Here is a 21,461-nt window from a genome sequence, read left to right on the forward strand (position 1 = left end):
GGCTTGGATTGTTAATTTTTTTATATTTTTGATTTAATCTTTTGATATTTTTTTTATAATAAGCTTGAATAGATAATAAACTTGGAGTTTTATAAATTAGTTTTCCGTTTTTAAAAATAAGATTTAGCATTTCTTTTGAATGTAATTTTTGATAACTTAAAACTCTTTCATTATAATCATATAATTTATCAAAATATATTTGGTTATTTTTATAATATCGAATTAATTTTTTAAATGATGGTAGGGTAGTTTTATTAGCTTGTTCGCTAATTTTTATTTTAGGAATAATATTGCCATTTTTTTCTATGGCAACTAGTTTATAAACTGCTCCAAAAATAGGTGAGCTTGCTGAGGTAATAAGATTTTCGCCAACCCCAAAACCATCAATTGGAGCTTTATTTTTTAAAAGTTTTGAAATTTTTACTTCATCTAAAGCATTGCTAGCAAATATTTTACACGTATGTAGATTGTTTTCATCTAGCATTCTTCTTGCTAATTTAGATAATTTTAAAATATTTCCAGAATCTATGCGTATGGCATAATTTTTTAAGTTTTTATTTTGAATTTTTTTAAAGATAAAAATAGCATTTTTGATTCCTTGAACGCAATCATAAGTATCAACTAAGAGTGTAATATCGTTTTGATAGATTTTACAATAGGATTTAAAAGCTTCAATTTCATTATCATGCATTTGTATCCAAGAGTGAGACATAGTGCCGCTAATAGGAATATGAAAAATTTTTCCTGCTAAAGTATTTGCAGTAGCATCAAAACCACCTATAAAAGCAGCTCTTGCACCATTTATAGCAGAATCTCCTCCGTGAGCTCTACGTGATCCAAATTCTAGGAGTATTTTTTTATTGGCATTTAAATAAATTCTAGAAGCCTTAGTAGCAATTAAACATTGGTGATTTAGAGTCAAAAGTATAAAAGTTTCTAACAATAAAGCTTCAATAATTGGCGCTTTAATATACAATAAAGGCTCATTTGCAAATACGCATTCTCCTTCTTGAATGCTATACATATCACCACTAAATCTAATTTTTGAAATATAATCTAAAAATTCAGAATCAAATTTATTGGTATTTTTTAGATAGCAAATATCTTCATCTGTAAAAGAAAAATTTTTTATATGATTTATAATTTGTTCTAAACCAGCATAAATAGCATAACTCGCATTATCTGGAGCCTGTCTAAAAAAAACCTCAAAATAGGCTATTTGTTTATGCTTATTTTGCTTAAAATAAGCATAAGCCATAGTTAATTCATAAAAATCACATAATAGAGTATGATTCATAAGATGGATTTATTTTAATCCATCTGACGTCGTAAGAATGCTGGAACATCGAGTTGAGAAATAACTTCTTCATCAAAACCACCACTAGCTTTACGTAAATTCATATAGGAATTTTTTTTATTTTCCTCTTGTTCTTTTGCATGATTTTCATTTTTGTCTTCAAAACCGGTAGCTATGATAGTTACTTCTACTCTATCTCCCATAGACTCATCAGTGGTAATTCCAAATATTACTTTTGCATTCTCATCTGATTCATCGCTAATACTTTGAGTTGCTTGAGAAATTTCAATAAGTGAGCATTCTGGACCCACTTTATAATGAATAATAACACCCTTTGCACCCTTCATAGTCATACCATCTAACAAAGGAGATTCTATAGCACTTTCTAATGCTTCCATAATGGCATTTTCACCTTCACCTTGTCCTACGCCCATTAAAGCTAGACCTCTATGACTCATAACGGTTCTAACATCTGCAAAATCCACATTGATATCGCCATTTTCTAGGAGTATAGAAACCATTCCTCTGACAGCTCTTGTTAGAATGTCATCTACTAATTTGAATGCTTCTTTAATCCCTGCTTTTTTAGGGAGTATGCTAAGAAGTTTTTCATTTTGGATTACAATAATAGAATCACTTTCTTTTTTTAATTCTACTAAACCTACTTCAGCAAGTTTTTTTCTTTGTTTGCCTTCAAATGCAAAAGGCATAGTTACTACTGAAACAGTTAGAGCGCCAGCTTCTTTTGCTGCTTGAGCAACTACTGGAGCTGCTCCGGTACCAGTTCCACCTCCAAGACCAGCAGAGACAAATACTATATCACTTTGAGATAGGGCTGCTTTAATTTCTTCAAAACTTTCTCTTGCACTTTCAGCACCTATTTCTGGTTGCATACCTGCACCAAGCCCCTTAGTCTTTTTTTCTCCGAGTTGAATTTTTGTTTTAGCTAAAGATTTCATTATAGCTTGTGCATCGGTATTTGCAGATATAAGATCTAGATCGTTTAATCCCATATTTACCATATGATCTATCATATTTCCACCGCCACCACCGCAGCCAATTACCTTAATTTTAGCACCTTTTGTGTGTTGCATTTCTTCCACCAAAAATTCACTCATTCTATTCTCCTATTAGAACTGATTTATAAGTTTATTCCATATTTTAGAAAAAGCACTTGGTCTTTTTTCTTTTTTTATTTCAGTTTTTTTTAAATCTTCTTGTTCTTCTCTAAGGATTTGTTCATCTTGAAAAATTTCTTCAAACTTTTCTTCTTCCTCTTCTTTTATGATAAGACTCTGCTTAACTTGTTTGTTGATAAATTCAGGCTCACCTTTATATCTTAGTTTTTCGTTTGAGTCTAATTCATAAGGAGTAAAATACCCACCACCATAGAGACAAAGTCCAATTGCACAACTATTTTCTGGATCGTCAAAAATTTCTTTAAAGCCATCCATTGTATCTTTTTTTGCACTCGCTATTCTAACAGCTTTATTATCAAAATAAGCTGAAGCAAACTTATCAAGTCCTGCAAATTTTGTCATACCTCCGGTTAAAACTATACCAGCTCCAGCTTGATTAGCATTTGCGTTATCACTTAATATTTTTGCTAATATTATGAGAGTTTCTTCTATTCTTGCATAAATTACATTAGAAATAACTTCTATTGAAACTTCATTTTTTTTCTTTTCATCACCCATATATGGGATTTGTATTAATGAATTTTCATTTTGTGCTAATGATGCGTAATTGAGTTTTAATTTTTCAGCTTCTTTTGGAGGCGTGTGCAATGCTATAGAAAGATCGTTTGTTATATTTACTGAACCAATTTGCAAACATTCATTATATCTTACGGAATTTCCTGCGTGAATAATCATATCACAAACTGCACCACCCATGTCTATTAACACAGCACCTAATTCTTTTTCGCTATCATCAAAACAAGCAATTGATGAAGCATAACCGGATAAAACGATATTATCCACTCTAAGATCAGCTAGCTCTACTGCTTTTTTTAAATTTTTTATATGAACTTCTTGGGAAATAACAATATGAGTAGAAACTTCTAAACGATTTCCACTCATTCCTAAAGGATCTTCTACGTGTTCTAAATCATTGACTTTAAAATTATAAGGCAATACATGGATAATTTCATACCCATTTGGTATATTTGCGGTATGTTTAGCTGTGCTAACGGCTCTATGAATTTCTTTAATGCCTATTTCTTGATTAGGGATATTTACAACTCCTATGCTATCTACACTTTTTGCATATGCTCCAGATATAGAAATGATTACTTTATCATAATGCACTCCTGACATCATTTGAGTATTATAAACAGCTTCTTCAATGGATTTTGATGCTAGTTCGATATTGGTAATAGCTCCTTTTTTCACTCCACTAGATTTTGATTTGCCAAAACCTATAATTTTAAGTCCTTCTTCACTTTTTTGTGCTAAAATCGCACACGTTTGCACAGAGCCTAAATCAATTCCTAATATATTCAACTTGCACTTCCTTTATAGTATCGTTTAATTGGATAGAGTTCAATTAATTTTTTCAACAATTCTTTTTTTAAAATTGCTTGTTTTGTTTGTCTTGCACTTTGTTCTATAATAAACTGATAAATTTTACTTTTTTCCTCATTTTGTAATTTTTGTCCGCTAATTTCATAAACAATAGCTTTGTTATCAAATAAAACATAAGATTTTTGTTTATTTGAGTCAAATACTTGCATTAAAAATTCACTAAATTCAGTGTTATTCATTATTTTATCATCAACTTTAGAGTTTTTACCAGAATCTCTACTATAAGTTCCTATATCCATACCTTTAAAATTTTCTAAAGCATTTTTAGCTTTTTTTTCAAGTATTTTTTTAGCCTCATTTTTGATATAAATTTTTTCAACTTCTTTTTTAGCTTGTTCAAAAGTTTTAGTTTGTATAGGATTTATTTTAATAACTTGTGCAATCATATAACCATTTTTAAATTTAAAAGGTTTTATAAAATCTTTTGCTTTACTTTTTTGTATTATTTTTAAAGGATAATAAATATCTGCATCATCAATAGTAACATTTTTATCAAATTTTAATTCTCCTTTTTTAAGTGCAATATAGGTTTCATTAGCTTTAATTTTTAAATTTGATAATTCAAAATCTTTTATAACTTTATCTTTGCTATTTTGCAGACTCAAAATTTTGCCATTAAAATCTTTATAGTCATTTTTGTTTTCTTCATAAAATTTTTCAAGTTCTTTTTCATCTATTTGTGCTTTGCTAGGTTCTAAAAAATATGTTGCTAATTCGTAACTTGGCTCAGTTTTATATAAATTTTTATTTTTTTCCCAAATTTGATGAAGTTCTTTTTCGTTTATTGGGATATTTTTATCATCAACATAAACAACTTGAATTTTTAATTTATCTTGCATCAAAAAACTTGCCGCAAACATTTCGAGTTCATTTTCTTTTAAAGGTAAATTAAAAATAGCGTTTATTTTTTTTAGCAATAACTCATCATGAATTATTTTCTCATAACTTTTAGGGGTGTAATTATTTCTTGAGAGGATATCATAATAGATGTGTTTATCAAAGGCACCTGAATTATTTTGAAAAATTTTTTGATGAGCAAGATCGTAGGCAATTTCTTCTTTGCTCACACTTAGTCCTAATGCTTTTGCATACGAAAGAAGTAATTTTTCTTGTATTAATTCATCTATTGCTTGGTTGTCTAGTTTATCTTTTAATGCTTGCTCTTGAGTATAGTTTCCATTATTAAGTTGAGAATAATAGTTAAATAATTGAGAATATTTAAGATTAAATTCATCATAACTTATCTTCTCATCACCTACCTTTGCAACAGCATTTGCACGATCTGTGTTAAAGTCATAACTACCCCAACCAACAAATCCTGCACCTACAAAAGCAACAACGCTAATCCAAATAGTTACAACTAAATATTTTTTGTGATGTTGCATCCAAGTGAGCATTTTTTCCCCAATCAGTTAAAATTAAACTAGCAATTATAAGCAATTTGTGATTAATAAAAAATTAATTTTTAAAATTAAGATAAATTTGTTTCAGCTAAATAAATAGTTTTGCATGAATTTTCTATTAAATCTATAATTTTTCCAAGCTCATAACTTGTTCTACCATAAGCAAAAATTCCATAGCCTTTTATCACAGCAAAATTTTGCTTTCGTTCTAGCATATAACGATAAATTTCAGTTTGAGATCTATCTTCCCAATCTTCATAATTTTTAGGATTATAGACGCGAATTTCATCTAAAAAAATTTCTCCAAAATAATCTTGTGGTGTTATAAAATCGTGATTTAAACTCATAGAAAGAGTATAAGAAGGACAAGCAAAACATATAAATTTTGCTTCGGGTATATTTTCATAGATGCTTTTGTGAATTTCACAATCTTGACTTGCTTCATTCCAACTATAATCTTTACTAAATTTTAATACACTAAGATTTTTTTCACTAATTTGACTTAAAAAAGCATCATTTTTGTTTATAATAAAAGAGCTTTGCGAAAGTTTAGCTGAAATAGAACCATGATAAATTCCAAAAAAATTTTTTTTAAACATAGAATCAGATAGGATTTGAATTTGAGAAATGATATTATCTTTATTCACTAAGAGCCTTTTTTTAAACTTAATTAAGGTATTATACTAAAAATAAAAATAAATTAAGGTTTAGTTTGAATAGTCCGCATATTCCAGTTTTATTAGAAGAGGTTTTAGAAGTTTTTAAAGATTTAAAGCAAGGAGATTTTTTAGATTGCACTCTTGGTTATGCTGGTCATAGTAGTGCTATTTTAAAAGCTCATCAAAAGATAAATTTATTTGCTTGTGATAAAGATATAGAGGCTTTAAATTTTTCTAAAAAAGTATTAAGTAGTTTTCCTAATAAGATTATATTTAGACATATAGGTTTTAAAGATATTTTAAAAGAAATTCCGCTTTTAAATTTAAGGGGTATATTGGCTGATATAGGGGTTTCATCTTTGCAACTTGATAAAAACGATAGAGGATTTTCCTTGCAATCTGATTTTCTTGATATGAGAATGGATCAAAGTCAAAAGTTAAATGCAAAAGATATTGTAAATTCATATTCTCAAAAGGATTTAGAAAGAATTTTTAGAGAATATGGAGATTTACATAATCTTTCTCAAACTTTAGCACATAAAATTATACAAAGTAGAAGCGTAAAAGAGATTTTAAGTGCAAAGGAATTAGCTAATATTATTGGTACTGCTAAATTTAATGGACGTAATATAAGTGTAGCTTTGCTTGTTTTTCAAGCATTACGTATAGAAGTAAATAATGAATTAGGTGAATTGAAAAGTTTGCTTTTGGAAATTGAAAAGGCAAAACTAAAAGATTGTAAATTTGCTATTATTAGTTTTCATTCTTTAGAGGATAGGTTGATAAAAAATACTTTTAAAAGATGGGAAAAAGAATGTATCTGTAGTGATCAAGCTATGAGGTGTGAATGTGGTAAAAATCATAGTCTTGGTAAAATTCTTAGTAAAAAAGCTATAAGTGCATCAAAAGATGAAGTAAGATATAATAGCAGATCAAGTTGTGCGAAAATGCGGATTTTTCATTTTAGGTAAGTTATGATTGATGATGATTTTTTAAAAGAAAAACAAAATATACGAGAAAAGATGCTCAAATACTCAAGAGCCGTTAAAGAAGGTAAGGCTTATGAGGTATATCATCATAAATTAAACGAGAGCGATCGTATTTTAAAAAATAGAATAAATCATAAAAAAAAACCTAGATTTGTAGATTTTGATGATGAATATGAAATTAAGCCAAAAAAACAATCATCTATTTATCTTAAAGAGGATTTGATTAATGTTAAGTTAGAAGAAAAAAAGCCATCTAGCATAAAATTATTTTTTTTAAAAAATAAAAATAATAAAAAAAATACAATACATTTTAAAAAAAAAGAGATTGAACATACAAAAGAAAATAAACTAAAATTTTCTAAGATTATTGCACAAAGTAATGCTTATGTAGTTTGTAAAATTCAAAATTTTAAAGAAAAACAAAGGCAAAATAAGCAAGAAAATAAACAAAATCAAAAAAATAAGAATTCCTACGAAATAGAAGAAAAAGCTATACAAGAACAATTTTTAGTTAAAAAACAAGATTACCCACAACAAGAACAAAGTGAAAATTATATTACTGAAGATAAATATGAGTTATTAGATGGTATAAAAACAGAAGAAAATAAAAATTTAAGTTTAAAGAATTTATTTTACGCAGGAGCTATTTTGTTTTTTACTTTGTTAGTTTTTTTACCACAAATTTATATTAGAAATCAAATTTATTATATTAGTAGAGATATTGCAGATTTGCGATCACAAGAGTGGATTTTAGATGAAGAAAACAAAGAACTTCAAAGACAACTTGAATCTATATACTTTCAAAATCAAGTTTTAGATTTTTTAGATTAGTCATTAAATTCTATAATTTTTTTTAAGACATATTGTTCTAATTGATTTTTTGGGATTTCTTCTTTTATAGCTTGATTATAAATATTTTCTACAATTTTAGAATATTTTTCATAAGCAAAATATGGGAAGTGCAGGCTCCAAGCTTTTTTTATTAATTTTTTGCTAATAATTTTTCTTGTATAAATTTTAAAAATATCATAACCTACAAAAACGCAACTAGTTACAAAAACAGCACTTAAAATACTAATATGAAAATCAACTATAGTCAAAAAATAATGGGTAATTATTAATGAAGGAATGAGGATTATGGCACATAAAATAGTGTATATAAAATAAGAGTTGATATTTTTAAAATTATAATTTAGTTTTGCTGGATCGACTAACATACCTTCATTTAATAGTGCATTAGCTTCTAAAAGATCTTTTAGATTAACTGGTTGGTTTGAAATCTTAAAAATAGAATTAAAAATAAAATCTTGAATTTTCATAAATTTTTGCCTAAATTTTGTTTGTGTTATTTTATCATTTTTTATTTTTAAATAAAAGTAATATTTTTGGTTTTTAAAATTGTTAATAAATACAAACTACATAAGGAGATAGATGATGAAAGAACAAGAAATAGTTTTTTTAAATGGAGAATTTCTAAAAGCTAGTGAGGCTCAAATTAGTATATTTGATAGAGGATTTATTTTTGGAGATGGAATTTATGAAGTAATACCTATAATAAATTCTAAAATGATTGATAAGGAAGAGTTTTTTGAGCGACTAGAAAGAAGTTTAAAGCAAATTGATTTAAAAATCATTTATTCTAAAGAGGAAATTGAAAATATTATAAAGGAATTAATTGTTAAAAATTCTTTAAAAGAAGGAGGAATTTATATACAGGTTACTAGAGGGGTAGCTAGTAGAAATTTTGCACTTTTGAAAGGATTAAAACCAACTATTATGGCTTTTGTTTTTGAGTGCGAAATTATAAATCATGAATTATCAAAACAAGGGGTAAATGTAATTTCAACTGCTGATTTAAGATGGAAAAGACGAGATATAAAATCCATTTCATTGCTAGCTCAATGTCTTGCAAAAGAAGAGGCAGTTAAGGCTAAAGCTTTTGAAGCTTTTATGATTGAAAATGCTTTAGTTACTGAAGCTTCTAGTAGTTCTGCTTTTATCATAAAAAATGATATTTTAATTACTAAACCATTTTCTAATGAAATTTTACCAGGTATAAGACGAAAAAATATTTTAAATTTTGCAAAAGAACTAGGGCTTAAAGTAGATCAAAGGGCTTTTAGTATGAAAGAAGTGTATGAAGCAGATGAAGTTTTTATTTCAGCAGCAACTTTCTTGATTTTGGGTGTTATTAAAGCTGATAGTAAAATTATTAAAGATGGTAAGGTTGGATTTTATACACAGCGATTAAGGGAAAAATATGTAGAAAAAATCATAAATGAAGCTTTTTAACTATATATTAAGTATGTGTTTGCATTTTAATTTTAACTAGAAATTATGTAAAGTCAATGTTTATATTAATTTAAGAAACGAAGTAATATACTTCTAGTTATAAATTTTAAAAATCAATATCATTATTTTGGAGATGTATGGTGTTAGGGCGTTTTTTCCTTTTAGTTTTATTATTTTTTTCACTATCTTTTGCAAGAGATATAAATTATAAAGAAGAAAGTCAAACTATAAAAAATATTTTAAATGAGAGCGTATCTTTATATAAAGAAAATAAAAATTTAGAAGCAAAGAAAAAAGTTGAAGATGCTTATTTTCAACATTTTGAAAATATGGAAGGCTCTATTGGTCGCAATGTTGGCAAAAGAGTTGTTGTTATGGAGAGGAAATTTAATAATCTAAGAAAAATGTATAAAGATAAGGAAGAATTTTCTAAAATTGAAGCTTTAGTTAGCAGTTTGTGTTTTGATTTAGATGATGTTGTGCCTTTATTGGAAAAAGGTTTTCAGTTAAAGGCTGAAGCAAGTGATGTTAGCTATGATAGACAAGCGGCTGAGAATTCTTCTATAGAAGCTGAAAAAAAAAGACAAGCAGCAGCAGCAGCAATGTTTATGAATTTACTTGGAGAGGAAGTAAAATCTGCCAAAGCGGATTTGAATTCTACTCAAAAGCAAATAGATAATGAGCAGAATTTATTATCTTTGCAAGAAGCCTCTGCGCTAGATGATAGATTGCAATTTTTGTTAGATAATATAACTTCAAAATTAGATCAGGCAGCTTTAGCTTTTTTAAATCAAGATTATCAAAAGGCCAAGGATTTTATTCAATCTGCTTTATTTGATGATTATAGAAATTCTAAAGTTGAAATTTTGATTGCAAGATATACTAAGGCAAATTTGGATAAAAAAATTCAGACTAATTTAAGAAAAATAATAATTGAAATAAATCAAAATTCTATTGATGAAAAGACTATAAGAAGTGAAATTTCAAATATAATTGATTTAATATATGAAGCATTTTTGATGTTGTCAAAAGAAGAATTATCGATTTTGCAAATACAAGGTTTTAAATCCGATAATGAAAATTTTAAAGATTATACTAAGGTATATGAGGATATCAAAATTGCATTAGATGAAATATTAAAAAACTACGAAGGTTTTAATTTAGATAGCATTGATGCTTTACAAAATGTATATCTAGATATATTTGAAGCTAGCGGAATGGAAAGTAAAATAGGGGCCATTAATAGTGCTTTGAAATTAAAAATTGAAAGTTATTTTTCTAAGGGTGTTGCACTCATTAAAGCAAGTGCCCCAAAAGAAGAATTAAGACAAAACTTTCATAATCTTAATGTTTTGATAGAGAGTTCTTTAGATGATATCCAAGATTCTTCTTATTGGTCTTTATTTATATGGGCTTTAGGAATCATTTTAAGAGAAGGATTAGAGGCTTTAATTATCATTGTGGCAATAGTATCTTATTTAGTTCAAAGTGGTAATAAAAAACGTTTAAATATAGTTTATTCAGCACTTTGGAGTGGAGTATTTTTCAGTTTTGTAACGGCTTTTTTAGTATCGTGGTTTTTTAAAGAGTATGCTGGACAAAGTAGAGAATTATTAGAGGGCATTACAATGCTTATAGCTGTTGTCTTGCTTATTTATGTTGGATTTTGGCTTTTATCTAATGCACAAAATAAGAAATGGGCAAACTATGTTAGATCTCAAGCTATAGAAGCTATTTCTAATAATTGTGCTAAAACATTATGGTTTAGTGTGTTTTTAGCTGTATATAGAGAGGGTGCTGAAACTATACTTTTTTATCAAGCTTTATTATTTGATGCAAAAACAAATTTAGGATATACTCTCGTGTTTATGGGTTTAGCGTGCGGTTTAGTTATACTTGTTGCACTATATTTTTTATTAAAATCTGGTGCTTTAAAAATTCCTATAAAACAATTTTTTTATATCACTTCATACATTATTTTTTATATGGTTTTTGTTTTTACAGGCAAAGGTATAGGTGAGCTTATAGAGGCTAAGGTTATTACTCCAAATTTACTTCCATTTGATTTTAATGGAATTTTGTGGCTTGGAATTTATCCTTACTATGAGAGCATTATACCTCAATTTATGGTTTTAGCTTTACTCATTATGGGTATTTTTATAACAAATCAAATTTCAAATAAAAAGGGGAAAATATGAAAAAAACTTTATTAAGTTTAGGTGCGGTAGCTAGTTTATTTGTTAGTTCAATGTTTTCAGCAGAAGTTCCAATTGGGGATCCTTATGAGTTAAATGGTATGGAAATAGCAGCAGTTTATTTGCAACCTATTGAAATGGAACCAAGAGGTATTGACCTTGCAGCTAGCTTAGCAGATATCCATCTTGAAGCAGATATCCATGCATTAAAAGGTAATAAAAATGGATTTCCTGAAGGTTTTTGGATTCCATATTTGAGTATTGCTTATAAACTTACTAATCTTGATAATAGCAAGGTAAAAACAGGCACTCTTATGCCAATGGTAGCAGATGATGGTCCTCACTATGGTGCAAATATTAAAATGGATGCTGGTATAGGAAATTATGAGTTGGTATTTTTAATTGATAATCCAGAAAAACAAGGTTTTGGACGCCACGTAGATAAAGAAACTGGTGTTGGCAAATGGTTTGAGCCATTTTCAGTAAAATACAATTTCAAATATACAGGCAAGCCACAATAATTTATCCTAGCTAAAGCTAGGATTTTTGTAAGAAATTTAAGATTTTTTACATAAATCCTACTTAAAAGAAGCGTTGTAATGTCCATTTATTTTATACATATTTTTATAGTTATGTTTCCTTATGTATTTTTGGGTGCCTTATTTTTTTATAATCTAAATAAATTTTTTGTTTTAAAGCTTAGCTTTGCAGGATTTATTTTTGCATATTTTGCTTTTTTTATAAGTTCTAAAAATTTAGCCTATAATGTGTTAAATTTTTTAAATTCTATTTTAATGGTTATCTTAATCTTAAATATTATTGCTTTATTTTTTATAAAGATTTTTTCTTTTAAAGAAAAAATTCAAAGTGTAATTGTTTTTTTATTGTCTTTTGTTTTTAGTGTAAAATATTTTTATATTTCTATGAATTTTCCACTTTTTAATGCTAATTTATTAGATTCTTTAACATTTACTTCTCTTGGATTTATATTATTTGCTTTAATTTTATCTTTTGGATTTTATCTTTTTATATGTTGGGCAAAAGAATTTAACTTTAAAATTTTAAGTATATTTTTATTTGTTATTGGAATTTTATATTGCAATGAATCATTAGCACAAATTTTACTTTATCTTATGAGAGAAGGAAGTATAGAAACAGAAAATTTGTATTTAAGTTATGTGGCAAAGAGTATATATTATGCTCAATTTTATCCTTATGTTTTATTGGCTTTTATGGGAGTGATTTTAATTTTAGCATTAAGAAAACGAGAAGAAGAATGTGTTAAGAAAAAGGATTTTGATATTGAATTTAGGAAAAATCAAGCAAAAAATTCAAAAATTACAAGATTTAGTGCAAGTATTTTTAGTGCAAGTATTTTTAGCCTTTGTATTTTGCTTTATTATGATTTATATGCTTTAAAACCTATTACTATAGATGAGCCAACTTATGTAGAGCCAAATGAAAATAATGAATTTGTTTTTAATGTAGAAATATTAAGAGATAATAAATTACATCGTTTTGCATATATTAGCGATGAAGGTAAAATGGTAAGATTTTTTCTTATCAACAAAAGAGAAGATAAAGATTCTCCTGTAGCTGTTTTTGATGCTTGTAGTATTTGTGGAGATGTAGGATATATTAAAAAAGGTGGTGAGTTAATTTGTGTTTCGTGTAATGTAAGAATCTTCTTGCCTAGTGTAGGAAAAGCAGGTGGATGTAATCCTATCCCTATAGCTTATAAATTTGAAAATAATCAGGTTATAATCCCTTTTTCTGAAATTTTAAATGGGATAAATTTTTTTACTAAGGTAGTAGAAAAGAAAGTATATGATCCAATAGACAACACAGAGCTTATTAATCTAAAAGCTCCAAGAAGTTATATGTATAAGGGTAGAACTTATTTTTTTGCTAATGAGGAAAATTATGAAAAATTCAAAAATGATCCTCAAAAATACATAGGCACCAATCAGAGTTCTAAATTTAGAATTCATAATTTGTTAGGAAATGATTATGCAAGTTAAAATTATTATAAATTCTATTTTTAGAAATAAAATTCAAAAATTTTTAGCACTTTTTACTATTTTTTTAGCTACTTTGCTCATTGCAGCTATGTTAAATCTTTCTTTAGGTATAGGAAATGAGCTAGCTAAAGAGTTAAGAAGCTATGGATCTAATATTTTAGTTTTACCAAAGGGTGCAAGTTTAAGTATTGAAGTGGGAAATAAAATTTATAAACCATTAAAAGATCAAAATTTTTTAGAAGAAGATAAACTTCATACCATTAAGGAAATTTTTTGGAGGAATAATATCAATGCTTTCTCTCCATTTTTGAGTTCGCAAATTAATATAAAATTTCAAGATCAAAATATTAGCAATATTTCTTTATTGGGAACTTATTTTAATAAAGCTATAAAAATTCAAGATGATGATGATTTTTATGCCGGAATAGAGCAATTATATAAGTATAGTAAAATAGAAGGAAGATACCCAAAAGATGATAGTTTAGACGAGGTTATCGTTGGAGAAGAATTATCACAAAAGTATCATTTAAAATTAAATGATGAGATAGAATTGATTAAAAATAATAAAAAATTTAAAGTTAAAATAGTAGCAATTATAAGTTTAGTAGATGAATTTTCTAATAAAATTATTACTTCTTTACTTTTATCACAAGAGCTTTTAAATAAAAAAGGTTTATTTGAAAAGGCTGAAGTTTCAGCTTTGACCATACCAGAAAATGATTTAGCGCAAAAAGCACGTAGAGATGTAGATAGTCTTGATCAATTAGAATATGATCATTGGTATTGCACAGCTTATGTAAGTTCTATAGCTTATCAAATTGCAGAAGATTTTAAAGGTGCTAGCACAAAGGTTATTAGTGCTGTTTCAGATGCAGAGAGTTTAATAGTATCTAAAATTCAATCCTTAATGATGGTAATTAGCATTATATGTTTGGTTGTCGCTTCCATAGCTATCTCATCTTTAATAAGTGCAGATATTTATAGAAGAAAGAGTGAAATAGGACTTTTAAAAGCTCTTGGTGCAAGTATTTTGCAAATATATATGATTTTTGTTTTAGAAGGTGTAATAGTAGCTATTGTAGGAGCTATTGCAGGTTTTATTTTCGGTATAGTGATTTCAGAATTTATAGCATTAAGTATATTTTCTCATAGTGTAGATATTTCTTGGATTATTTTACCACTTTGTATTTTCTTTGCTATATTAATAATATTTTTGGGATGTTTATTTTCAATTAAAGGTATTTCTAAACTTTCCACTTCAGAGGTTTTATATGGGAAATAATTTTTTTATACAAGAAATTTTCAAATCACTCATTTTTTCTTATAAGCGTGTGAGTATTATTTTTATAGCCATTTTTATAGGTGCTATGGTCAATACATCTTTTTTTAATATTTATTTTGATATTGACGCAAAACTTTCTAAAGAATTAAAAGCTTATGGTGCAAATTTTATAATCACTCCTAAAAATAATGAGTTTTTAGATATGCAAGAGTTTTTACAAATTAAAAAGCAATTAAAAGCAAGATCTATAACACCTTTTTTATATGGTTTTTATAATCTTGAAAGTTCAAGTGCTATAGTTTTAGGAACTGATTTTATGAATTTAAAGCTTACTAAACCTTTTATAGAGGTTTTAAAAGGTAGTTTTTCTTTGAGTGATTTTAAAGAAGATAGTGCTTTTGTGGGAATTGATTTAGCAAAGCAATTAGAGCTTGATATAGGTCAAGAAATACAAATTTATAATCCAAATATTTCTAAAATTGTCAAAGTTAAAATTAAGGGTTTTTTAAAAAGTAATGATCCGCAAGATAGTGTTTTAATAATATCTTTAAAAAAAGCTCAAGAATTAGCTGCTAAAGAAATTATTAATTATGCAGAAGCTATAGTTTTAGGTGATTATGAAACATTAAGTGATATGGGTAAAAAATTAAGTCAAAAAAATATAGAAGCTAAACCGATATCATCAATTTCTATAAGCGAGGGAATGATTTTAGATAAAATGAAAGCCTTGATGGCTTTAATTAGTATTGTTATTTTGTTAATTAGCTCTTTAAGTGTAAATACAACTCTTAGTGCGGTGATTTTTTCACGAAAAAAAGAGATAGCATTACATCTTGCATTAGGTGCAAAACAAAAAGATATTGTTAAGCTTTTTGGAGCCGAAGTTTTAATTCTTAGTTTAAGTGCAAGTTTATTTGGTGCATTTAGCGGATATTTTTTAGCAAATATTTTTGGATATTTAATATTTAATACAAGCATAGATTTTAGGATGATTTCTATATGCTTTGCTATGATTGTATCTTTAATATTTGCATTTTTTGCAAGTTTTTTACCATTAAAAAAAGCATTAAAAATAAATGTTTGTGAAAATTTAAAAGGTGAGTAATGAAAACTATTATAAAAATTTCAAAATTAAATCGTAATTTCAATGAAGTTAAGGCTTTACAAAATATAAATTTAGAAATTAAGCAAGGTGAATGGCTAGCTATTATGGGACCTTCAGGATCTGGAAAATCTACACTTTTAAATATACTTTCTTTAATGGATACTCAAAGCAGTGGAGAATATTTTTTAGATAAAAGAGAAGTTGGAAATTTAAGTGAGGAAGAAAAAGGCATTGTAAGGAGAGAGAAAATAGGATTAATTTTTCAACAATTTCATCTTATTCCTTATTTGAATGCTTTAGAAAATGTTATGTTGGCACAATATTATCATTCTTGTATAGATGAAAAAGACGCAACGATTGCTTTAGAAAAAGTGGGACTTTCTCATAGGCTTACACATTTACCAAGTCAATTAAGTGGAGGAGAACAGCAAAGATTATGTATAGCAAGGGCCTTAGTAAATGACCCTGAAATTTTATTAGCAGATGAACCAACAGGAAATTTAGATGAGGCGAATGAAAAGAATATTTTAGAGTTATTTTGTCGGTTAAAACAAGATGGCAAAACTATAGTATTGATTACACATAATCCGGATTTAGCTACTTTTGCTGATAGGACTATTATTTTAAGCCATGGAGTGATAAAAGATGAAGGTTAAATTTTGGATTTTAACCTTTTTTTGCGTAGCATTTTTAAGTGCTTGTTTTGAAAATAATAATAAAAATGGAGGAAGAATAGGGCTAAAAACTCCAGAAATTGCAGCTAAAGATATAAATGGAGAAAAAGTAAAAATTTCTGATTTTAATAATCTTGTTGTTTTAACTTTTATACAACAAGGTTGTGCTTCTTGTTTAAAAGATTTGCCATTTTTAGAAAAATTAGCAAATGATTATCCTGGAAAAATCACTATTTTAGCAATAGACTCGATAGATAAAGGGATTAAATTTAAAGAATTTGTAAGCGAGAATGAATATAAAAATATTAAATTTTTAGAAGATGATTTAGATATTTCTTGGCAAAGATTTAATATTTTTGCTGTTCCAACAACTTTTATTATTAAAAATGGAGTGGTGCAAGATAAAATTATAGGAGAAAAGCCGTGGTCGTATTTAAAAAATTCTATATCTTCTTGGCTTTAATTTTTATATTAAATGCGTGTGCTAGCAATGAATTTAAAGTTTTAAATTCAGATAAAAATTTAGAATTTTTATATGATGGTTTTGAAAAAACTTTAAAAATTAAAGATCAAAATCAACCTTATGCTTTATTTTTTCTCACTCAAGATTGTGGAGTTTGTAAAGCTCAAATTCCTATACTTAATACGCTTTATAAAATGAGAAATTTTAAAATTATTGCTGTGTTAAATGGTGTTAGCGATGAAGATAAAGCTAGGCAAAATATTATAGAGAAAAATATTCTTTTTCCACTTTTGTATCAGACTAAAGCAAGTTTGTTTTTATCTAAAGCTGTAGGTGGTGTATATGGAGTTCCTGTGATAGTTTTTATTGATGAAAATGGTGTTTTAAAGGAAAAATTTATAGGGCTTACTCCAAAAAATATTCTTGAAAATCAAATAAAACTCTTAAAAAAATATGATTAGATATTAATTCATTTTATTTGTCATAAATTTACATCTCAAAAAATATTTCAGGTTTTAATTTTAGCATCAAACAAAAAGCTGCTAAACATGCTTGATCCCTTGTGTAGTTTCTATTGCCTTCTATATGGATACATTCTTGTAAAAAAGTTCCATCTTTATACATAGCGCCAAGATATATTGTGCCAGATTTTGTATTTTTATCATCATTATCAGCAACTCCACTAATAGCTAGAGCAAAATCAGGATTTGCTGTTTTAAATACTCCCTTTAGCATAAAATATATGCAACGATCAGAATACTCACTTACACTTTCTAAAATATCATTACTCACTCCAAGCCAAGAATTCTTTAAACGATTAGAATAAGTAATGAGCGAGCCTTCGTAAATATTTGAAATTCCAGAAATTTCTGCTAATTTTGAAGCACATAAGCCTGCAGTGCAACTTTCAGCAAAAGAAATTTTTAGATTTTTTTCTAAAAGTTTTTTAGTGATAAATTGTATAGGGTTGTTTCCTAAAAATACTTTTGTGTTAAATAATTTAAATACTCCTTTTAAAAATCCTTCTAATTTTCCGTATTGGTTGGCACTAGCTCTAATGCAAATTAAATTTTCAAGCAAAGCGCTAGAATTTGTTTGGACTTCAAAAGATTTAGTAAGAGTATTAAGTAAGATATTAGCACTCATTTCATCAATATCTAAAAGACAAAAATGCACGTAATTTAATTCTGGTTTGTTTAAAATTTGGGGTAATTTTGAAGCTATATTGGTATTTAGCAAATTGATGTAACATTCATTAATTTGGGTTAAAAAACTATTTTTAACACGACTTGATTTTGAAGGAATTAAAGTATCATTTTCTAGTATTAATGTGTCATCATCAAGTGTGGCTAATATCTTTGCTATGGTAGTATAATGTTCATTTATGCAAAAAATACTTATATATTTAAATTCTTGTGTTAAGTTTTGAAGTAAAAAAGGAAGTTCTTTATCTGGTTTGCTTATAAATTTTATTTCATAAAGTTCTGAAAATTTCTTTTTGTATTCTTCATAAATATAACGCATATAATTTTCATTAATAATGAGCTCATTGCCAACTATAATGATTAAATGTTTCATAATTTTCCTTTTTATGTCCATTATAACAAAAAATAAGTGCAAATTAAAATTATTTTAAGTAAAATTGAACATTTTTAATTTTGAGGTGGATTGTATGGATTATAAAGATACGCTGTTGCTACCTAATACGACATTTGCTATGCGTGCAAATCTAGCAGAACTTGAATCTAAACGCTTTGATAAATGGTTTGAAAATAACTATGCTTATAATAAAATGAAACAAAAAAGACAAAATGCAAGTGAGAATTTTACACTTCATGATGGTCCTCCTTATGCAAATGGACATTTGCATATTGGTCATGCTTTAAATAAAATTTTAAAAGATATTATTGTTAAAATGCATTATTTTCAAGGTAAGAAGGTGCGTTTTACTCCAGGATGGGATTGTCATGGTTTGCCTATAGAGCAACAAGTTGAGATAAAGTTAAAAGAAAAAAAGCAAAATTTAAGCAAAAAAGAAATTCGTGAATTTTGTAGAAAACACGCTGAAGAATTTATTGATATACAAAAAGAAGAATTTAGATCTTTAGGGATTATTGCTGATTGGGATAAGCCTTATTTGACTATGAAGAATGCTTTTGAAGCAGATATTTATAAAATTTTATGTGAAATTGCTAAAAAAGGACTTTTGCTTGAAAGAAGCAAGCCTGTTTTTTGGAGTTGGGCAGCTAAAACAGCTTTAGCTGAAGCTGAAGTTGAATATGAAGACAAAGAAGATTATTCTATATTTGTGGCTTTTGATTTAGATGAGTTTTCGTGTAAAAAACTTGGCGTAGCTAGTGCAAAAGCAGTCATTTGGACAACAACACCTTGGACTTTGCCGGCAAATCAAGCTATATCTTTAAATTCAAATGAAAAATACGTTATAACTAAGGAAGGTTTTATTTTTGCTAAGCCTTTGCTTGAAAATATGATAAATAAAAAATTTACTCAAGGTGAGATTGAAAAAGAATTTTTAGGCTATGAATTTGAAAATTTAAGTGCTATTAATCCACTTAATCAAAGAAAATCTACTTTGATTTTAGGTGATCATGTTTTAATGGAAGGTGGTACAGGGCTTGTTCATACTGCACCAGGGCACGGAGAAGATGATTATTATGTGTGTTTAAAATATAATATTGAAGTTATTATGCCAGTAGATGATGGTGGATGTTATGATGAGACATTAAAAACCAAAGGACTTTTGCCAGAATGTTTATTGAATGAATTTATAGGACTTCATATATTTAAAGCAAATGAACGTATATTAGAACTTTTAGGAGATGCCTTGCTTGAAAGCTCTAAATTTGTGCATTCTTATCCTTTTTGTTGGAGAACGCATAAACCAGTTATTTATAGGGCAACTAAGCAATGGTTTATTTTAATGGATGAGAAAAAACTTGAAGGAAAATCTTTAAGAGAATTAGCACTAAAGGAGTTGAGTAAAGTTAAATTTTATCCTGAAAGTGGTATTAAACGTCTTCATTCTATGATAGAAAATCGTCCTGATTGGTGTATTTCAAGACAAAGAGATTGGGGTGTGCCTATAGCTTTTTTTAGGGATAAAACCACTCAAAAAGTAATTTTTGATGAAGTGATTTTAAATCACTTAATTGATATTTTTGAAAAAAATGGATCTGATGTTTGGTGGGATTTAGAAATAAAAGATTTATTGCCACAAGATAGTCAATACAATCCTTGTGATTTAGAAAAAATTTATGATATTTTAGATGTTTGGTTTGATAGTGGTAGCACTTGGGCTGCTGTTTTAAATTCAAATCAATACGATGCAGGAGAATATCAAGCGTCTATGTATCTTGAAGGAAGTGATCAACATCGCGGTTGGTTTCAAAGTTCGCTTTTAGTTTCAACTGCTATTAATCACAAAACTCCTTATAAAAGCATTCTTACTCATGGTTTTGCTGTAGATGAAAAAGGTCAAAAAATGAGTAAATCTAAAGGTAATGTGATTTCACCTCAAGATGTTGTTAAAAGTTATGGCGTAGAGATTTTGAGATTATGGATTATGTTGAGTGATTATTCTAGTGATTTGAAAATTTCAGATAATATTTTAAAACAAGTGAGTGAGCAATACAGAAAAATAAGAAATACCATAAGGTTTTTATTAGCTAATACTAATGATATAGAATTTGTGGAAACTAGACATTTTACATTTTTAGATAAGTGGATTTTAATGCGAGCTAAAATAGCTTTTGAAATATGTGAAAATGCTTTTGAAAAATATGAATTTGCAAAAGGTTTTAATGTGCTTTTAAATTTTTTAAGTGCTGATTTGAGCGGAATTTATCTTGATATTTGTAAAGATAGATTGTATTGTAATGCTAAAGATGACACTAAGAGAGTGAGTGCTCAAAGTGCTATGGTGCTAATAACAAAGAAGCTTTTTACACTTTTAGCTCCAGCTTTAACTTATACAATAGATGAGGCTTTAGAACACGCAAATGCAATCATCAAGGAGAATGCAAAAGATGTGTTTGATTTATTGTCAAAAACTGGTTTTGACTATGAATTTAAAATTAATGATGAATTATTTATTCAATCAAGAGAGAAATTTTTTGAGATTATTGATGGATTAAAAAAAGATAAACTTATAAAATCAACATTGGAATTATCCTTGCAAACTAGTGCTAATGAAATTTTAAGTGAAGATTTAGAAGAAGTAGCAGATTGGTTTATGGTAAGTTCTATAGAAAATTTTGATAATAAAGAAGCTTTAAGTGAATTTAAAATTAATAATACAAAATTTAAAATCGTTAAATCCTCTTTGCACAAATGTTTAAGATGTTGGAAATTTTTAGCAAAAGATGAAGGATGTTTATGTCCAAGATGTTACGGGGTTGAGAAAATAAAAAATGTTTGAACAAGCTTTACCTTTTAGTGTAGTGATTATAACTACATTATGTTTTTTATTTGTTGCG

General features: G+C 27.3%; 19 protein-coding genes. 12 read left to right on the plus strand and 7 right to left on the minus strand.

The features are described 5' to 3' along the window. The 5 genes from QZ429_RS04005 to QZ429_RS04025 form a co-directional block, all read right to left on the minus strand. Positions 1 to 1,297, minus strand: a 1,297-nt coding sequence (locus tag QZ429_RS04005; protein ID WP_291951449.1) for a nicotinate phosphoribosyltransferase, incomplete at its 3' end; no start/stop codon positions are given. Positions 1,298 to 1,311: 14 nt separating this feature from the next. After that, positions 1,312 to 2,415, minus strand: coding sequence for a cell division protein FtsZ (gene ftsZ / locus QZ429_RS04010; RefSeq protein WP_291951452.1), 1,104 nt, complete (start codon positions 2,413 to 2,415; stop codon positions 1,312 to 1,314). A gap of 12 nt (positions 2,416 to 2,427) precedes the next feature. After that, the gene (gene ftsA / locus QZ429_RS04015) at positions 2,428 to 3,801 is read right to left on the minus strand and encodes a cell division protein FtsA (protein ID WP_291951454.1); all 1,374 of its coding nucleotides are present in this window, start codon (positions 3,799 to 3,801) and stop codon (positions 2,428 to 2,430) included. Beyond that, positions 3,798 to 5,279, minus strand: a complete 1,482-nt coding sequence (locus QZ429_RS04020; protein ID WP_291951457.1) for a peptidylprolyl isomerase — start codon at positions 5,277 to 5,279, stop codon at positions 3,798 to 3,800. The genes ftsA and QZ429_RS04020 overlap by 4 nt, the downstream gene beginning before the upstream one ends. A gap of 74 nt (positions 5,280 to 5,353) precedes the next feature. After that, entirely contained in the window at positions 5,354 to 5,932 is a 579-nt protein-coding gene (locus QZ429_RS04025) for a class II aldolase and adducin N-terminal domain-containing protein (RefSeq protein ID WP_291951460.1), read from the minus strand. A 65-nt stretch (positions 5,933 to 5,997) separates the two neighbouring features. On the opposite strand from QZ429_RS04025, the gene rsmH reads away from it, so the two are divergent. Further along, positions 5,998 to 6,915, plus strand: coding sequence for a 16S rRNA (cytosine(1402)-N(4))-methyltransferase RsmH (gene rsmH, locus QZ429_RS04030; RefSeq protein ID WP_291951463.1), 918 nt, complete (start codon positions 5,998 to 6,000; stop codon positions 6,913 to 6,915). 3 nt (positions 6,916 to 6,918) lie between these two features. Continuing rightward, positions 6,919 to 7,764: a hypothetical protein gene (locus QZ429_RS04035; protein WP_291951466.1), complete on the plus strand. Its 846-nt coding sequence runs from the start codon at positions 6,919 to 6,921 to the stop codon at positions 7,762 to 7,764. Here QZ429_RS04035 and QZ429_RS04040 read toward each other — a convergent pair. After that, complete coding sequence (locus QZ429_RS04040) at positions 7,761 to 8,252, minus strand: hypothetical protein (protein ID WP_291951468.1); 492 nt, start codon at positions 8,250 to 8,252, stop codon at positions 7,761 to 7,763. The genes QZ429_RS04035 and QZ429_RS04040 overlap by 4 nt on opposite strands. A gap of 112 nt (positions 8,253 to 8,364) precedes the next feature. Between QZ429_RS04040 and QZ429_RS04045 the strand changes: the two genes are divergently transcribed. From QZ429_RS04045 to QZ429_RS04085, 9 genes are all read left to right on the plus strand, one after another. After that, positions 8,365 to 9,225 carry a D-amino acid aminotransferase gene (locus tag QZ429_RS04045; RefSeq protein ID WP_291951471.1) on the plus strand — a complete coding sequence of 287 codons (861 nt, stop codon included), beginning with the start codon at positions 8,365 to 8,367 and terminating at the stop codon, positions 9,223 to 9,225. Between the two features lie 137 nt (positions 9,226 to 9,362). Then, on the plus strand, positions 9,363 to 11,423 hold the full coding sequence (locus QZ429_RS04050) for an FTR1 family protein (RefSeq protein WP_291951473.1): 2,061 nt from the start codon (positions 9,363 to 9,365) through the stop codon (positions 11,421 to 11,423). Beyond that, positions 11,420 to 11,941 carry an iron transporter gene (locus QZ429_RS04055; protein ID WP_291951476.1) on the plus strand — a complete coding sequence of 174 codons (522 nt, stop codon included), beginning with the start codon at positions 11,420 to 11,422 and terminating at the stop codon, positions 11,939 to 11,941. Before QZ429_RS04050 ends, QZ429_RS04055 begins: the two co-directional genes overlap by 4 nt. A gap of 78 nt (positions 11,942 to 12,019) precedes the next feature. Next, positions 12,020 to 13,441 (plus strand): Fe-S-containing protein, encoded by a 1,422-nt coding sequence (locus QZ429_RS04060; RefSeq protein WP_291951479.1) that lies wholly within the window; start codon positions 12,020 to 12,022, stop codon positions 13,439 to 13,441. Further along, positions 13,431 to 14,723, plus strand: a complete 1,293-nt coding sequence (locus QZ429_RS04065; protein WP_291951482.1) for an ABC transporter permease — start codon at positions 13,431 to 13,433, stop codon at positions 14,721 to 14,723. The genes QZ429_RS04060 and QZ429_RS04065 overlap by 11 nt, the downstream gene beginning before the upstream one ends. After that, positions 14,713 to 15,828: an FtsX-like permease family protein gene (locus QZ429_RS04070; protein WP_291951485.1), complete on the plus strand. Its 1,116-nt coding sequence runs from the start codon at positions 14,713 to 14,715 to the stop codon at positions 15,826 to 15,828. Before QZ429_RS04065 ends, QZ429_RS04070 begins: the two co-directional genes overlap by 11 nt. After that, entirely contained in the window at positions 15,828 to 16,484 is a 657-nt protein-coding gene (locus QZ429_RS04075; protein WP_291951487.1) for an ABC transporter ATP-binding protein, read from the plus strand. Before QZ429_RS04070 ends, QZ429_RS04075 begins: the two co-directional genes overlap by 1 nt. After that, on the plus strand, positions 16,474 to 16,965 hold the full coding sequence (locus tag QZ429_RS04080) for a TlpA disulfide reductase family protein (RefSeq protein ID WP_291951490.1): 492 nt from the start codon (positions 16,474 to 16,476) through the stop codon (positions 16,963 to 16,965). The genes QZ429_RS04075 and QZ429_RS04080 overlap by 11 nt, the downstream gene beginning before the upstream one ends. Continuing rightward, positions 16,926 to 17,426 carry a TlpA disulfide reductase family protein gene (locus tag QZ429_RS04085; RefSeq protein ID WP_291951492.1) on the plus strand — a complete coding sequence of 167 codons (501 nt, stop codon included), beginning with the start codon at positions 16,926 to 16,928 and terminating at the stop codon, positions 17,424 to 17,426. Before QZ429_RS04080 ends, QZ429_RS04085 begins: the two co-directional genes overlap by 40 nt. Before the next feature lie 28 nt (positions 17,427 to 17,454). On the opposite strand, the gene QZ429_RS04090 is transcribed toward QZ429_RS04085, so the two are convergent. Further along, complete coding sequence (locus QZ429_RS04090) at positions 17,455 to 18,543, minus strand: CinA family protein (RefSeq protein WP_291951495.1); 1,089 nt, start codon at positions 18,541 to 18,543, stop codon at positions 17,455 to 17,457. A 94-nt stretch (positions 18,544 to 18,637) separates the two neighbouring features. On the opposite strand from QZ429_RS04090, the gene ileS reads away from it, so the two are divergent. After that, the gene (gene ileS / locus QZ429_RS04095) at positions 18,638 to 21,403 is read left to right on the plus strand and encodes an isoleucine--tRNA ligase (RefSeq protein ID WP_291951498.1); all 2,766 of its coding nucleotides are present in this window, start codon (positions 18,638 to 18,640) and stop codon (positions 21,401 to 21,403) included. Positions 21,404 to 21,461: the final 58 nt, after the last annotated feature.

Origin of the sequence: Campylobacter sp. (genome assembly GCF_020024835.1) — a bacterium.
Taxonomy (GTDB): domain Bacteria; phylum Campylobacterota; class Campylobacteria; order Campylobacterales; family Campylobacteraceae; genus Campylobacter_D.